The following is a 14,675-nucleotide window of genomic DNA, read 5'->3' as shown; positions in this document are numbered from 1 at the left end:
GATACGCGCGGGCCGGTTCCGGAAGCGGTGCCCCTAGCTGGCGGGGTTCCATGACTGCCGTCCGCCCATGACCGCGGCGACCGCACCGGCGAACGTCTCCCATGTAACGCGCTGCTCAGCCAAAGCCGTGCGGCCTGAGGTGGTCAGCTCATAGGTACGGCGCCTACGGCCATCTCCGTCAGACCACGTGCTGGCGATCAGACCGAGGCCTTCCAAACGGTGCAACGCCGGATAGACGGTGCCGGTCGGCAGGTCGAAAGCACCTTGGCTGGCCGTGCGCAACCGCTCGATCACCACATAACCGTGCGCCGGTCCGGCTTCGAGGACGGCGAGCAGCAGCCCGTCGAGATGGCCTTTCAGCGCTTCCGCCCTCATACGTAGCAATGCTACGCCTGCCTGTGGCCGCCGCCACCACCTCTGGCACCTACGTTCGACATCTGTCAAACTAGAGGCATGTCGAAACAGCTGCTTCCGCTCATCGAGATCGACGCCGACGGCACCTGCTGCGCACCCCTGGCCGCACAGGCAGTCGACGCCAACGCGGCTGCCGAACTGGCGCCGGCGTTCAAAGCCCTCGGCGACCCGGTCCGGCTGCAGCTGATGTCGATGATCGCCTCCGCCGACGGCGGCGAGGCCTGCGTCTGCGACCTCACCCCGGCGTTCGACCTGTCCGGGCCGACCATCTCCCACCACTTGAAGACCCTGCGTGAAGCCGGCCTGGTCTCCTCCGAGCGTCGCGGCACCTGGGTCTACTACCGCGCTGACCGCGCCAAGCTCGGTGCGCTGTCCGCGCTACTCGATGTCGCGACCCCCATCGCCTGACGCCACACGGGATGCGGCGCAACAGCTGCCTGCGGATAATCGCCTCCATCGGTGCTACGGCAGGCCGGAGGCCGTCTGCCGACTCCGAAGCTGCGTCGTGCCACTCGCGCGCTGCAACGTGGACGACGGCCGGGGGTCAGGTTGACACCAGAATATTGCCTCAGTAGATTTTGAGGCAATGAACGTTGATCTTTCTTCGATCGAGGCGCGGGCGAGAATCCACGCCGCTCTCGGCGACCCAGCGCGGCTGGCGATCGCCGACATTCTTGCCGTCGGCGACGCTTCCCCAGGTGAGATCGGCGCGCACCTGGGCATGCCCACCAATCTGGTGGCCCACCACCTGGGCGTGCTCGCCAACGCGGGCGTGATCGACCGCCGCCGTTCGGAGCACGACCGGCGTCGCAGCTATGTCCGGCTACAGCCCGTCGCGATCACCACATTGCATCGACCGCGCCGCCTGGCGGCTCCTGCGCGGATTGTGTTCGTCTGCACCCGCAACTCCGCCCGCTCCCAGCTAGCCGCCGCACTGTGGGGCGAATACAGCCCGATCGCGGCCGCCTCGGCGGGCACCGAACCCGCCACGAAGGTGAACCCGCGCGCCGTGCGCACCGCCAAACGGCACGGGTTGAAGCTCGACCCGCACGGCACACATCATCTGGACGAGGTCACCGGCAAGGGCGATCTGCTGATCGCGGTCTGCGATCACGTTCACGAAACCCTGCCCGCCGAGCAGACGCGGCTGCACTGGTCGATCCCTGACCCGGTGCCGGTGGACACGGACGAGGCGTTCGAAGCCGTTTTCGGCGACTTGGCCGACCGCATCGAACGGCTCGCACCCGCGATCGAGGAGCAGCGCGCGTGAACATCGGCCGACCCTTCGAGTTCCGCCGGCTGATCGCCGAATACCTCGGCACCCTGCTGCTTGTGACCGCCGTCGTCGGCTCCGGCATCATGGCCGTCAACCTGTCCCCAGGCGACGTCGGCCTGCAGCTGCTGCAAAACTCGATCGCCACCATGCTTGCCCTCGCGGTGCTCATCCTCATCCTCGGGCCGGTGTCCGGAGCTCACTTCAACCCGGTCGTCACCCTCGCCGACTGGTGGCTGCATCGCCGAGACGCCAACCATCTCAGCCTGCCCGAAGCAGTCGCATACGTTGGTGCACAAGTCTCGGGCGCGATCAGCGGTGCCATTCTCGCGAATCTGATGTTCGGCCTCCGCGCCGTGTCCTGGTCGACCACCACCCGAACCACACCCCACCTGTGGATCGGCGAAACCGTGGCCACCAGCGGGCTGATCTTGCTCATCTTCGTCCTCGTGCGCACCCACCGCACGCAGTACGCACCGGCCGCGGTCGGCGCCTACATCGGCGCCGCCTACTGGTTCACCTCGAGCACCTCCTTCGCCAACCCCGCAGTCACCATCGGCCGCGTCTTCACCGACACCTTCGCCGGAATCAGCCCCGCCTCGATCCTCGGCTTCATCGCTTTCCAAGTCGTCGGCGCGGTGATCGGGCTGCTGCTGGTCGGCGTGCTGTATCCACAGCGGCAGACTGTCAGCGGCGACACCGCGGCCATCGAACCTGCCACCGAGCGCGCAGCCGCAAGCTGACCCCCCGTGAGGAGATCACCCGCATGAGCACCACTACCAAGCCGAGCGTGCTATTCGTCTGCGTCCACAACGCGGGACGCTCTCAAATGGCCGCCGGTTTCCTCCGCTCTCTTGCCGGCGACGCCGTCGAGGTGCGCTCCGCCGGGTCCGCGCCCGCCGACCAGATCAACCCGGTGGCCATTGATGCCATGGCCGAGATGGGCATCGACATCACCGACCAGAAGCCGAAGATACTGACGCCCGAGGATTCACAGGCCTCCTCGGTGGTGATCACCATGGGCTGTGGTGACGTCTGCCCTTACTTCCCTGGTCAGCGACACATGGATTGGGAAGTGGACGACCCGGCCGGTCGAGGCATCGCCGCGGTCCGCGTCATTCGAGACGACATTCGCAGCCGGGTGGAGAAGCTCATCACCGAGATCTTCCCCCAGCACTGACTCCCGGGCAGGGCCGTCGTCGAGAGTCCTCATCCTCGCGATCGCCTACCGAGCGACGATGGAACGAACGTGAGGACGTCCATCACACTCCCTCCCGGAAGGCCGAAGCCGCTTTCGGTAAGGCATGGGCAGGGTTCGGCGGATGGAGACCTAATCGCCCTCCACCACTGCCTATCGGCGGATGATGCCTTGGTCCGCCGCCGTCGCGACGGCCGCCGTACGCGAGTCGACGCCGAGCTTGGTGTAGACGCGCGCCAGGTGCGACTTAACCGTGCCTTCGGTGAGGTGCAGGCGACCGGCGATGGCCTGGTTGGACAGTCCGTCCGCGACGAGGGTGAGGACTTCGATCTCGCGCCGGGTGAGCGTCACGGCGGGGGAGCGCAGCCGGCTCAGGAGCCGGTCGGCGACGGCCGGGGCCCAGGTCGTACGCCCGGCGGCGGCGGTCCGGACGGCGGCGGCCAGGTCTTCGGGTGCGGCGTCTTTGAGCAGGTAGCCGCTCGCGCCGGCTTCGATGGCGGGCAGCGTGTCGGCGTCGGTGTCGTAGGTGGTGACGATGACGACGCGGGGCGCGTCGGGCTGGGCGGTGATGGCGGCGGTCGCCTCCGCGCCGCTCATGCCCTTGCCGAATTGGAGGTCCATGAGGACGACGTCGACGTCACCCCGGCTGGCGCGGGCGACGGCGGCTTCGGCGGTCGCGGCCTCGGCGACGATCACCAGGTCTGGTTCGGTCTCGAGGACGGCCCGCAGCCCGGCCCGGACGACGGGATGGTCGTCGGCCAGCAGCAGCCGGATGTGGGGACTGGTCACGCCCGTTTCCCCTCAGGATTGTGCGGAGCGGGCCGACTCTCCGGCGGGCCCGGTGACCTCGTTCGACCAGCGACGTCGTTGATCGCCCTGTTCGGCGGGGCCAGCGGCGGGATAGGGGACTGGTCCAGCGGCAGGTCGGCGGTCAGGACGGTGCCGCGTCCCGGCGTGGACCTGACGGTGAGCGTGCCACCGAGCGCGTCGACCCGGGACCGCATCGTGGCCAGCCCGAAGCCGCTGGTGCGCAGGTCCGGATCGAAGCCACGCCCGTCGTCGGTCACGTCCAGGGCGACGTGGTCGCCGCGGTGTCGCAGGGCGACGTCGACCGTGGTGGCGTCGGCATGGCGGACCGCGTTCGCGACGGCGGACTGCGCGATCCGGAGCAGGGCGACCTCATGTCCGGTCGGCAGCGGAGCCGGGTCGCCCACGAGGTGGAACCGAGCAATGATCTTGTGCTGGTTGCCGGTGGTGGCGCACAGCCGTTCCAGCGCGGCGGCGAGGGTTGCGTCGTCCAACGCGGGCGGCGTCAGGGCCCGCACGAAGCGGCGCGCTTCGCCGAGGTTGTCGGCGGCGGCCTGGCGCGCCTGTCCGAGGTAGCGGGCGGCGTTGTCGGGCGTGTCAGGGAGGGCGCGTTCGGCGGCGCGTAGCAGCAATTGGATGCTCGACAGGCCTTGGGCGAGAGTGTCGTGGATCTCCCGGGCGAGGCGTTCGCGCTCGGCCAGGACTCCCGCAGTGTGTTGGGCGGCGGCCAGGTCGGCCCGGGTCGCCGTCAGCTCTTCGATCAGCCGTCGTCGCTGTTCGCTCTCGCGGTAGAGGGCCTGGTAGCCCCAGGCCACCGCGACGGCCACCGCCGCGCCGAGCACCGGTCCGATCACCATCGCGGCGCTGAATGAACCCTGGTGGACGGCGTACCCGCCGACCGCGGCGGCGGCGGTGACGGCGACCGCCGCCAGTCCCATCCGGCGGGGCAGCAGGTGCAGTTCGAGGAAGTACAGGGGGAACGCCAGCCATACCGCGTCGGCGGTGAACACGAGCAGGAGCAGGCACATTCCGCCGAACGCGGCCAGCCAGCCGACGGCGGCCGACCGGGATCGGCGTACGCGCACCAGCAGCGGGCCGGCGGCGTATGCGAGGGCGCAGGCGACCGCGACGGCGACCGTGGCACCGGCGTGGGGACTGTCGGCGACCGCTCGACCGGCCGCCACGACGAGCAGGCCGAACACCAGCAGATGCAGACACCACGCCAGGATTCCGGTGGTGGGCGTCAGCGGACGGGTTTCGGCGTTCATAGCCTCACCAGCGTAGACAGCGTTGACCGGTGACGGCCTGCATCGAAAGTTAGAACCCGCCTGCGTCCTTTCCGCCCGCCGAATCCAGTCGTACGCCAGACGCCGCCGCGAGCGGTGCCAGGCACCGTGGAGATCGACCGCATCGGCCGACGGAAAGGGCGGGTCATCCCGTGTTTGTGGCCTGGAGAGACCTGAGGTTCGCCAAGGGGCGTTTCGTCCTGATCGGGCTCGTCATCGTGCTGATCACTCTGCTGGTGGGCCTGCTGTCCGGGTTGACCGCCGGACTCGGCCGGCAGAACATCTCCGCGATCACGGGACTGCCCGCTGACCGGATCGCCTTCGCCACGCCCGCCGCCGGGCAGGACGTGTCGTTCACGAATTCGACCGTCACCGAGGCGCAGTGGCGGACGTGGGCTGAGGCGCCCGGCGTACGCAGCGCGCAGCCGCTGGGCATCTCGACCACCAAGGCCGAGGCCGGCGACCACAGCGTCGCAGTGTCGGTGTTCGGAGTGACGCCCGGATCTCCGCTCGCCCCCGACGGCCACAAGATCGACGACCAGACGGCCGTGCTGTCCGAGTCGGCCGCCGCCGATCTCGGCGTCACCACGGGCGACATGGTCAGCCTCGCCGGGCAGACCGTCCGGGTCGGCGCGGTCAGCGGGGACGCCTCGTTCAGCCACACCCCGGTGCTTTGGGCCAGCCTGAACACGTGGCAGCGGATCGCACCTCCGACCGGCTCGTCCGGTACGCCGGTCGCCACCGTGATCGCGCTGACCACCGGTGACGACGCCGATCTTCCGGCGATCGACAAGGCGGCGGGCACGACGACCATGACCAGAGACGCCTCGCTGTCGGCGATCGGCTCTTACACCTCCGAGAACGGATCGCTGCAGCTGATGCGCGGCTTCCTGTTCGTGATCTCCGCGCTGGTCGTCGGCGCGTTCTTCACCGTCTGGACGATCCAGCGCAGCGGAGACGTCGCGATCCTCAAGGCGCTGGGCGCGCCGACGAGAAGACTGCTGACCGACGCGCTCGGACAAGCCGTCGTGCTGCTCGGCATCGGCACCCTGATCGGCACCGGCCTCGCCGCCGGGTTCGGCGTACTGCTGACGGGGACCGCGATTCCGTTCGAACTCACTGCCAGCACGGTTCTCCTTCCGGCCGCCGTCATGATCGCGCTCGGCGCGGTCGGGGCCGCGCTGCCGCTGCGCCGCATCGCTTCCGTCGACCCGCTGATCGCCCTGGGGAGTGCCCGATGAGCCTGCGACTGACCGACGTCACCCTGACGTATCCCGACGGCGACGGCCGGTTGACCGCCCTCGACCGGGTCAGCCTCCACGTGCCCCAAGGCAGCCTCACCGCCGTCGTCGGACCTTCGGGCTCCGGCAAGTCCAGCCTGCTGGCGGTGGCCGCCACGTTGATCACGCCGGACGCGGGCACGGTCGTCGTGGACGGCACTCCCACGACCGGGCTGAGCCGGGTCCAGCTCACCGAGCTGCGCCGCCACAAGATCGGCATCGTGTTCCAGCAGCCGAACCTGCTGCCCTCGCTCACCGCGCTGGAACAGCTGCAGGTCATGGCGTACATCGACGGGCGCTCGCCGTCGGCGACCCGGGCGCGGGCCGCCGAGCTGCTCGACGCGGTGGGCCTGACCGCCGAGGCCGGCCGTCGTCCGCACCAGCTGTCCGGCGGGCAACGGCAGCGAATCAACATCGCCCGCGCGCTGATGAACGACCCGACCGTGCTGCTGGTCGACGAGCCCACCAGCGCGCTGGATCATGAGCGGGGCGCCGCGGTGATCGACCTGATCGCCCGGCTCACCCGGCTCCGGGCTACTGCGACCGTCCTGGTCACGCACGACGACGCACATCGGGCCGCCGCCGATCAGATCGCCGAGGTGCGCGACGGGCGGCTGCACGTTCCCGCTGCCACGACGTAGCGCGGCTCGGTTAGGGTGCTGCGCATGATCATCGAGGCGTACGACATCCTGGTCGACGAGGACGTCGCCGAGGAGGCCGGGGACCGCCCGCGACGGCCGGCCGGCTGGGCGGGCCCGGACGGTCCGTCCATCGATGTCGAGGCCTGGCCCCGGTCGCCGCGAACCGGGCAGCCGATGCTGCACTGCTTCACGCTGTGGCTGCCGGAGGCGTACCGGCGGCGGGGGAGCGACCTTGTGGCGGTGGCGGTCTTCCAGTGGGAGGACGAGTACTACTACAAGGAACCGGAGCGCAGCGCCGACCGGGTGCAGTCCGAGCATCCGTTCTGGGCGGACCTGGCCCGTGCCCGTGTTCATCCGCGGGCTCGCGTCTTCGACGACGAGGTGGCCTCGCTGCTCGCCGTCGTCTGGCTGACCGAGGCTGAGTTCACCGGTCCCCGCGTCACGCGCCCGGTCGCGGCGCCGGTCCTCGCCGCCGGCGAACAGGACACCACGCGGTGGCGGTCGAGACACGGCGTCTTCGGTCCCTTGTGGCTGGTCACCCGCGACGATCCGAACGCCGGCGTGGCGCCGGTGGATCTGCCCACCGCCGCCGACGCGTACGCCGACGTCCCGGACAAGTACGACGTCTTCCACACCGAGCATCTGGGCGGCACGTGCATGAACCCCGACGGCGTACGCGAAGGGCTGTCACCGTGGTACATCGAGGTGTCCCGGTTGGGTGGCATCAGCCACGGCGGCGACCTGGATTTCGCCCTCGATCTGGACGAGTAGGCGGACTTCGGCGAGGTGGCCGGAAGGAGTGGCCGGTCCCGGCGCTCCGACGCCGTGGCTGCGCGGGGACCGGCCACGGTGTCATGCGAGCGACACCGTTGAGAAGTCCGGCCGTCCGTTGACGGGCATCTCGAAGCCCTTCACCGCGGAGCGGACCACATAGTTGTTCTTCAGGTCGACCGGGAAGATCCCGACCGCGTCGTCCCACAGGATTTTGTCGGCCTGCGCGTACAGGGTCTTGCGTTCGTTCTGGTCGAGCGACGCCCGCGCCTGGGCCAGGATGGCGTCCAGATCCTTGTTGCAGTAGCCCATGCGCTTGGCGGCACAGGTGTACAGCCGGTTGAGGGTGAAGTCGGCGTCACCGGTGCCGGTGGTGTTGGTCTGCAGGTTCAGGTCCCACTTCAGCGCGCCGAAGTCTTTGAGCCAGGTGGCCCGTTCCTTCTCCAGCGGCTCCACCTTGATGCCGGCCTTGGCCCACTGCGAGATGAACGCCTGGGCCATCGCCCGGATGTTGGGCCCGCCTTCCAGCGGCCATTGCATCGACACGCTGATGCCGCCGGGATAGCCGGCCTCGGTGAGCAGTTGCTTGGCCTTGTCCGGGTCGTACGCGTACGGGGTGAGCTGGGTCGAGCCGAACACGGATTGGGTGACCGGCGACTGCGCCACCGTGCCCAGGTCACCGAACAGGCCCGCCACGACGCTCTTGATGTCGAGTGAGTAGAGCAGCGCCTGGCGTACCTTCAGATTGTCGAAGGGCTTGTTGTTCTGGTTGAACCAGATGAAGTAGTAGTTGAAGCTGGGACCGGTGCCGTAGCTCGTGCTGTCCGTGCCCTGGACCTCCGCGACCTGGTCTGGCGGGATGGCCGTGAGGACGTCGACCTCGTTGTTGTCGAGCGCCGTGATGCGCGCGGCGATCTCGGGCATGTCCAAGATCTCCAGCCGGGCCACCTTGGCCTTGTCGCCCCAGTAGCCGTCGTTGCGCGACAGGACCACCTTCTCGTCGGGGCTGAACGAGTCGACCTTGAACGGTCCGGTGCCCACAGGCTTCTGCCAGTACGCGTCCGTGCCGACCTTGTCGCCCTGGCCGATGAAGACCAGTGACAGGGTGCTGGGCAGGGTGCCCAGGGGGGCCGAGGTGTGGAATGTGACGGTGTGGTCGTCGGTCGCGTCGACGGCGGTGATGGACGCGAGTAGTGGGTTGAGCGAGCCCTTGAGACCGATGAGGCGTTCGACGGACAGCTTGACGTCCTTGGCGGTGAACGGCGTGCCGTCGCTGAACTGGACTCCGTCGCGCAGGTGGAAGACCCACGTGCTGGTGTCCGGGGTCTCCCACTTGGTGGCCAGCTTGGGCGCGGGCTGGCCGTCCTTCATCACGGTGAGGGTTTCCAGCGCCTGCTGGACGGTGGTCTGCACGGCCTCCTCGGCCGGGTACTGCTGGACGTCCAGCGACACCGGGAACAGCTGCGGGGCGAATCGCAGCACCTGGTTGTCGCCGCCGGAGTCGTCGGCGGAGCTGCACGCCGCGAGGGCTACCACGAGCGCGGCGGCGGCGAGGCAGCTGACGGCTCTGGCCCGGGCTTTGGCTCTGGCGAGCATGGGCGTTGTCCTCTCTAGGAGTGGGTCGCGGGGAGGGTGAAGGTCGCGACGACGGGCTTGTGGTCGGATGGCGCGTTGCCGCCGGAGAAGAACTCGACGACTTCGCTCGTACGCGTGGCGAGCGGTCCCCGGGCGAAGATCCAGTCGATCGCCTTGGCCGGCGACCCGAGCGGCGACAACCGCGTGCCCCGGGTCGTCGTGAACGGCATGGGCTCGACGGGATGGGTGACGGGCGAGGTGCGGCCGAGGGCGGTGAACGAGTCGAGGAAACCCGCGTTGCCCAGCGCCCACAGCGGTGCGCCGATGTCGTTGATGTCGACGGTGAACAGGCATGGGCCGTCCCCGGCCAGCTCGTCCAGCGCGGTCGCGACGCGTTCGGCCTGCGGGGCACGCCGGTTGACCCCGTCGGCGCGTTCGTCGGCATGACCCGGCCAGGTGAGGTGGGCGGTGGCGAAGACCAGCGGCGGCGCGGCGTCGGCCGCCGGCTGCAGGCGTACCCAGAACAGACGGGCGTCCGGCGACAGGATGCCGACGTCATGCGTGCCGTAGTCGAGCAGGCTGAACAGGTCGCGGCGCCACCACAGGTTGCTCTGCGTGCCCCAGCCGGGGAACTCATCGTGCACCCGGGCGTGGTTGGGCATCGCGTCGTCGAGCAGGTCGCGCGACCGCGGCTGCAACTCCTGGGTGGCTAGCAGATCCGGTGGCCGGGTGCGGAACAGGTTGGTGAGAGCCGGTTCCCGTTCGGTGAGGTGATGGGCGCCCCACAGGTTGTAGGTCATGGTCACGAAGGTGAAAGACCCGGTGAGCATGGTCGTCCTCTCTGCGTCGTGGCTGGTCAGTCGGCGCGGGTGCTGCGCGCTTCGCGGGTGGTCGGCGAGTTGTACTCGACCAGGCGGGCGCGGCCGGCGGCGTACGCGATCACCGTCAGCGAGGTGTTCACCGGCGGGGCCAGGTCGTGGTGGCCGGGAAGGGGCAGGCTCAGAGCGGCCGCGGCGGCGACCCGGATCGCGCCGCCGTGGGTGAACAGCACGACCGTCGCGCCGTCGCCCGCCCGGTTGGCGGCCTCGGTCAGCGCGGCCCACACCCGCTCGCGTACCTCGGCGAACGTCTCGCCGCCGCCTCGGCGTACGTCGACGCCGTCGGCGGCCGCCGCGACGTCGGCAGGATGCGCCGCGGCGATCTCGGAGAAGGTCCGGCCGGTCCAGCTGCCGACGTTCACCTCGCGCAGCCGGGGGTCCACGACCACGTTCTTCGTGTACGCGTACGCGGTGTCCCGGGCACGGGGCAGGTCGCTGGTGACCACCAGGTCGGCCTCGCCGAACCGGCGGCGCAGCTCGGCGGCGGCGACGGCCGCCTGGTCGATTCCAGCCGGGGTGAGGCCGGAGTCGGCTTGGCCCTGGTAGCGCTCCTCGACGTTCCAGGCCGATTCGCCGTGGCGGACGAGGACGAGGCGTACGCCGCTCATGCGGCCACCGCCGGTTCGGCGGCGGCCGGTTCGGGAAAGTGGCAGGCGGCCGGATGATCGCCGATCCGGTCGACCAACGCCGGTTCCTCGACGGCGCAGCGTTGCTGCGCTTTCCAGCACCGGGTCCGGAACCGGCAGCCGGACGGTGGGTCGACCGGGGACGGGATGTCGCCGGTGAGCAGGATCTGTTGCGGCCGGGCCGCTGCCCAGGGCCGGGCGACCGGGACTGCCGACAGCAAGGCCTGCGTGTACGGGTGCACGGGGGCGGAGAAGATCTGTTCGGCGGCGCCGATCTCGACGACCTTCCCCAGGTACATCACCGCCACCTGGTCGCTGATGTGGCGTACCACCGACAGGTCGTGCGCGATGAACAGGTAGCTCAGGCCGAGGTCGGTCTGCAGGTCGACGAGCAGGTTGAGCACCTGCGCCTGCACCGAGACATCCAATGCGGACACTGCTTCGTCGCAGACCACCAGGCGCGGGCGCAACGCCAGTGCGCGGGCGATGCCGACGCGCTGGCGCTGGCCGCCGGAGAACTGGTGCGGATACCGGTCGGCGTGATCGGGGTTCAATCCGACTCGTTCCAGCAGGTCGCGTACCTCGGTGCGCCAGCGGTCGCGCGGGACGACGCCGGGGTTGATGCGCCACGCCTCGCTGATGATCTCCTCGACCGTCAGGCGGGGGTTCAGCGACGCGTACGGGTCCTGGAAGATCATCTGGATCTGGCGGCGGATCTCGCGCAGTTCGGCGGCGGGCAGGGCGACCAGGTTCCGGCCGTCGAAGCGGACTTCGCCGGAGGCCGGTCGTTCCAGGCCGATCACGGTCCGGGCGAGCGTAGTCTTGCCGGATCCGGACTCGCCGACCAGGCCGAGGGTCTGCCCGGCGGGCAAGTCGAACGACACCCCTGACACGGCTTGGACGCTGCCGATTCTGCGGCGCAGCAAAGCGGAGCGGATCGGGAAGCTCGTGTGCAGGTCACGCACCTCCAGCAGCGGGGACGTCATCGCCGATCACCTCCTTCGCGTGGTGGCAGGCGGAAAGATGCGTGGCGGCCCGGCTGGGGGCCGTGGTCAGCTCGGGCGGGTCGGTGCGGCAGACGTCGGTCGCGTACGCGCACCGGGGGTGGAAGGCGCACCCGGTAGGCAGCCGGGTCAGGTCCGGCGGCGCGCCGGGGATCGGCACCAGCCGTTCCCGGGGGCCGGTCAGCTCCGGGATCGACGCCATCAAGCCCTGGGTATAGGGGTGGGCCACGGTCTCGTAGACCTCCCGCAGGTCACCGGTCTCGACGACGCGACCGGCGTACATCAGCATGACCCGGTCGGCGACGCCGGCGACCACCCCGAGGTCGTGGCTGATGAGGATCATCGCCATGCGGTGTTCAGCCTTCAGATCGGCCAGCAACGCCATGATCTGCGCCTGGACCGTGACGTCGAGGGCGGTTGTGGGCTCGTCGGCGATGAGGATCCGCGGCTGCAACGCCAGCGCCATGGCGATCATGACGCGTTGGCGCATGCCGCCGGAGAACTGGTGGGGATAGTCGTCCACCCGGGTGGCCGCGGCGGGGATCCCGACGCGCTCCATGAGCTGAATCGCTTTGCGGCGGGCGTCCGGCCGGGACGCGCCTTCGCGGCGGCGGAACAGTTCGCCGATCTGCGCGCCGACCCGGAACACCGGGTTGAGCGAACTCAGCGGATCCTGGAAGACCATCGCCAGATCGGTCCCGTTGAGCTTGCGATTCTCCGACGGCGTACGCGTCAGCAGATCGGCGCCGTCGTATCGGATACTGCCGCCGGTGATCCGGCCGGCCGGACGGGGCACGAGTCCCATCAACGCCTGCGCGGTCACGCTCTTGCCGCTGCCGGTCTCGCCGAGTACGGCCAGCGTCTCGCCCTCGGCGAGGTCGAAGCCGACGCGGTCCACGGCGGTGATCACGCCCGCCTGCGTACGGAACTGGACGGTCAGGTCCCGTACCTGGAGAAGTGGTTGCATCACAGGCTCCTCAGGCGGGGGTCGAAGCGGTCGCGCAACGCGTCGCCGAGGACGCCGAAGCTGATGACGAGCAGGGCCAGGCCGATGCCGGGGATGGTGGAGATCCACCAGGCGTGCGACAGGTAGTCGCGGCCGTGCGCGATGGTCACGCCCCAGCTCGGGGTGCTGGCGGGGCTGCCGAGTCCGAGGAACGACAGCGACGCCTCGGCGAGGATGACGTGCCCGAGTTCGACGGTCGCGACGACGAGGATGGGCGCGGCCGCCGACGGCAGGATGCTGCGGGTGATCAGGTGCCAGGTACGCGCGCCCAAGGTGCGGGTGGCGTCGACGAAGTCGCGGCGCTGGATGGCCAGCACCTGGCTGCGGGTGACCCGGGCGAAGGTGACCCAGTTCGAGATCGCCAGGACGATGACGACATTGACCACGCTGGGGCCGAGGATCGCGGCGATGAACACTGCGAGGAGGATGGACGGGAAGGTGAGCTGCACGTCGGCCAGGCGCATCAGGACGGCGTCGAGCCAGCCGCCGAAATACCCGGCCGCGACCCCGGCCGCGATGCCGATCAGTCCGGCGAGGACCAGCGTCGCCAGGCCGACCGTGATCGACACCCGGGCGCCCTGCAGCATCTGGGCGAAGATGTCCTGGCCGACCTGATCGGTCCCGAAGATGGCGACGCTGCCGTCGGGCAGCCGGGTTCCGGGTGGTTCGAGCCGTACGCCGAGGTCGGTGGCGACCGGGTCATAGCGCAGCAGGATCGGGCCGACGACGGCGGCGACCACATACAACGCGATGACGATCAGGGCGCCGACGATTCGCGGCCGGCCGAGTTTCGTCCGGGCCTTGGGCGCAGCGGCGGTTCCAGGGGGCACAGATCCCGGCTGCTGCGGCACGATGGCGCGGTCCGTGGTGGTCTCCATGGTCACCGTCCCAGTCGGATGCGCGGGTCGAGGTAGCCGTACAGGACGTCGACGATGAGGTTGATCGCGACGAAGCCGCCGGCGATCAGCAGGATCGCGGCCTGCACGACGTTGTAGTCACGGGCGGAAATCGAGTCGATCAGCAGCCGTCCCACGCCGGGCCAGGCGAACACGGTCTCGACGATCACCGCGCCGCCGAGCAGCTTGCCGAACTCCAGACCGGCGACGGTCACGATGGGGATAAGCGCGTTGCGGATGGCGTGCGGGAAGATGACGACGCGTTCGGACAGGCCCTTGGCTCGCGCGGTCTGGATGTAGTTCTCGTGGACGACGTCGAGCAGGCCACTGCGGGTCAGCCGGATGAGGATCGCGACGAACGGCAGAGCGAGGGTGATGCCGGGCAGAATCATTCGGTCGAGTCCGCCCTGGCCGCCGCTGGCGAGCCAGTGCAACTGCCGGGCGAAGACGAGGATGAAGACGATGCCGATCCAGAACGACGGCATCGACTGCGACAGCAGCGCGAACACCGACACGATCCGGTCGGCCGGCCGGTTGACCCGCAGGGCGGCGACGACGCCCAGGGAGATGCCGAGGACCAGGCCGATCACCATCGCGACGGCGGCCAGTTGCAGCGTGGCCGGGAAGCGGTCGAGCACCAGTCCCATCGCGTCGCGGTGGTATCGGTAGGAGTCGCCGAAGTCGAGGGTGGCCACGTCGGCGAGGTATTTGCCGTACTGCACGACGAGCGGGCGGTCGAGGCCCATCTGGTCGCGCAGTTGGGCCAGTTCGTCCTGAGTGGCGTCGGAGCCCAGGATGAGCTGCGCGGGGTCGCCGGGCACCAGACGCAGCACCAGGAAGACCACGGTGACCGCGCCCCACAGGACGAACACGGCGAACAGCAGGCGACGGACGAGGTACGCCGTCATGAGGGGACCGATCCTGGTCGGCCGGAGGGAGTCGGCATCGGCAGGCACTCCAGATTGGGCCACGGCTCGGGGGTGCGTGGCATCGGGGAAGTCCAGGGACCGCGGGGTTTCC

Annotated in this window: 17 protein-coding genes; 7 read left to right on the top strand and 10 right to left on the bottom strand. The window is 69.6% G+C overall.

Annotated features, from left to right (window positions below; genetic code table 11):
• Window positions 1-33: 33 nt before the first annotated feature.
• Window positions 34-375 carry a helix-turn-helix transcriptional regulator gene (locus tag AB0H43_RS04200; RefSeq protein WP_359996238.1) on the bottom strand — a complete coding sequence of 114 codons (342 nt, stop codon included), beginning with the start codon at window positions 373-375 and terminating at the stop codon, window positions 34-36.
• A 78-nt stretch (window positions 376-453) separates the two neighbouring features.
• On the opposite strand from AB0H43_RS04200, the gene AB0H43_RS04195 reads away from it, so the two are divergent.
• The 4 genes from AB0H43_RS04195 (at window position 454) to AB0H43_RS04180 (ending at window position 2,867) form a co-directional block, all read left to right on the top strand.
• Window positions 454-822 (top strand): metalloregulator ArsR/SmtB family transcription factor, encoded by a 369-nt coding sequence (locus AB0H43_RS04195; RefSeq protein WP_359996236.1) that lies wholly within the window; start codon window positions 454-456, stop codon window positions 820-822.
• 178 nt (window positions 823-1,000) lie between these two features.
• On the top strand, window positions 1,001-1,684 hold the full coding sequence (locus AB0H43_RS04190; RefSeq protein WP_359996233.1) for an ArsR family transcriptional regulator: 684 nt from the start codon (window positions 1,001-1,003) through the stop codon (window positions 1,682-1,684).
• 62 nt (window positions 1,685-1,746) lie between these two features.
• Window positions 1,747-2,430, top strand: a complete 684-nt coding sequence (locus AB0H43_RS04185) for an aquaporin (RefSeq protein ID WP_359996230.1) — start codon at window positions 1,747-1,749, stop codon at window positions 2,428-2,430.
• A gap of 23 nt (window positions 2,431-2,453) precedes the next feature.
• The gene (locus tag AB0H43_RS04180; RefSeq protein ID WP_359996227.1) at window positions 2,454-2,867 is read left to right on the top strand and encodes an arsenate reductase ArsC; all 414 of its coding nucleotides are present in this window, start codon (window positions 2,454-2,456) and stop codon (window positions 2,865-2,867) included.
• 171 nt (window positions 2,868-3,038) lie between these two features.
• On the opposite strand, the gene AB0H43_RS04175 is transcribed toward AB0H43_RS04180, so the two are convergent.
• Window positions 3,039-3,674, bottom strand: coding sequence for a response regulator transcription factor (locus AB0H43_RS04175; protein ID WP_359996226.1), 636 nt, complete (start codon window positions 3,672-3,674; stop codon window positions 3,039-3,041).
• Window positions 3,671-4,960, bottom strand: coding sequence for a sensor histidine kinase (locus AB0H43_RS04170; RefSeq protein ID WP_359996223.1), 1,290 nt, complete (start codon window positions 4,958-4,960; stop codon window positions 3,671-3,673). Before AB0H43_RS04170 ends, AB0H43_RS04175 begins: the two co-directional genes overlap by 4 nt.
• Window positions 4,961-5,136: 176 nt before the next feature.
• On the opposite strand from AB0H43_RS04170, the gene AB0H43_RS04165 reads away from it, so the two are divergent.
• The 3 genes from AB0H43_RS04165 to AB0H43_RS04155 are packed head-to-tail and all read left to right on the top strand — an operon-like array spanning window position 5,137 to window position 7,670.
• Complete coding sequence (locus AB0H43_RS04165; RefSeq protein ID WP_359996220.1) at window positions 5,137-6,219, top strand: ABC transporter permease; 1,083 nt, start codon at window positions 5,137-5,139, stop codon at window positions 6,217-6,219.
• Window positions 6,216-6,899: an ABC transporter ATP-binding protein gene (locus tag AB0H43_RS04160; protein ID WP_359996217.1), complete on the top strand. Its 684-nt coding sequence runs from the start codon at window positions 6,216-6,218 to the stop codon at window positions 6,897-6,899. Before AB0H43_RS04165 ends, AB0H43_RS04160 begins: the two co-directional genes overlap by 4 nt.
• A gap of 24 nt (window positions 6,900-6,923) precedes the next feature.
• A complete protein-coding gene (locus tag AB0H43_RS04155) occupies window positions 6,924-7,670 on the top strand; it encodes a hypothetical protein (protein ID WP_359996215.1) in 747 nt (248 codons plus the stop codon).
• An 81-nt stretch (window positions 7,671-7,751) separates the two neighbouring features.
• Here the strand turns inward: AB0H43_RS04155 and AB0H43_RS04150 are convergent, their stop codons facing one another.
• From AB0H43_RS04150 to nikB, 7 genes are read right to left on the bottom strand one after another with little or no spacing between them, the layout of a single operon-like run.
• On the bottom strand, window positions 7,752-9,266 hold the full coding sequence (locus AB0H43_RS04150) for an ABC transporter substrate-binding protein (RefSeq protein WP_359996212.1): 1,515 nt from the start codon (window positions 9,264-9,266) through the stop codon (window positions 7,752-7,754).
• 14 nt (window positions 9,267-9,280) lie between these two features.
• The gene (locus AB0H43_RS04145; protein ID WP_359996210.1) at window positions 9,281-10,075 is read right to left on the bottom strand and encodes an endonuclease/exonuclease/phosphatase family protein; all 795 of its coding nucleotides are present in this window, start codon (window positions 10,073-10,075) and stop codon (window positions 9,281-9,283) included.
• Window positions 10,076-10,101: 26 nt separating this feature from the next.
• Window positions 10,102-10,731, bottom strand: coding sequence for a histidine phosphatase family protein (locus tag AB0H43_RS04140; protein ID WP_359996207.1), 630 nt, complete (start codon window positions 10,729-10,731; stop codon window positions 10,102-10,104).
• Window positions 10,728-11,735: a dipeptide ABC transporter ATP-binding protein gene (locus AB0H43_RS04135; protein ID WP_359996204.1), complete on the bottom strand. Its 1,008-nt coding sequence runs from the start codon at window positions 11,733-11,735 to the stop codon at window positions 10,728-10,730. The genes AB0H43_RS04140 and AB0H43_RS04135 overlap by 4 nt, the downstream gene beginning before the upstream one ends.
• Window positions 11,707-12,720, bottom strand: a complete 1,014-nt coding sequence (locus AB0H43_RS04130; protein ID WP_359996201.1) for an ABC transporter ATP-binding protein — start codon at window positions 12,718-12,720, stop codon at window positions 11,707-11,709. Before AB0H43_RS04130 ends, AB0H43_RS04135 begins: the two co-directional genes overlap by 29 nt.
• Entirely contained in the window at window positions 12,720-13,637 is a 918-nt protein-coding gene (locus AB0H43_RS04125) for an ABC transporter permease (protein ID WP_359996198.1), read from the bottom strand. The genes AB0H43_RS04130 and AB0H43_RS04125 overlap by 1 nt, the downstream gene beginning before the upstream one ends.
• 2 nt (window positions 13,638-13,639) lie before the next feature.
• On the bottom strand, window positions 13,640-14,563 hold the full coding sequence (nikB, locus tag AB0H43_RS04120) for a nickel ABC transporter permease (protein ID WP_359996195.1): 924 nt from the start codon (window positions 14,561-14,563) through the stop codon (window positions 13,640-13,642).
• Between the last annotated feature and the right edge of the window lie 112 nt (window positions 14,564-14,675).

It is taken from the genome of Hamadaea sp. NPDC050747 (genome assembly GCF_040654195.1).
In the GTDB taxonomy this organism is placed as follows: domain Bacteria; phylum Actinomycetota; class Actinomycetes; order Mycobacteriales; family Micromonosporaceae; genus Hamadaea.
The sequence above is the reverse complement of the archived record's forward strand: the minus strand, read 5'-3'. Positions and strand labels throughout refer to the sequence as shown.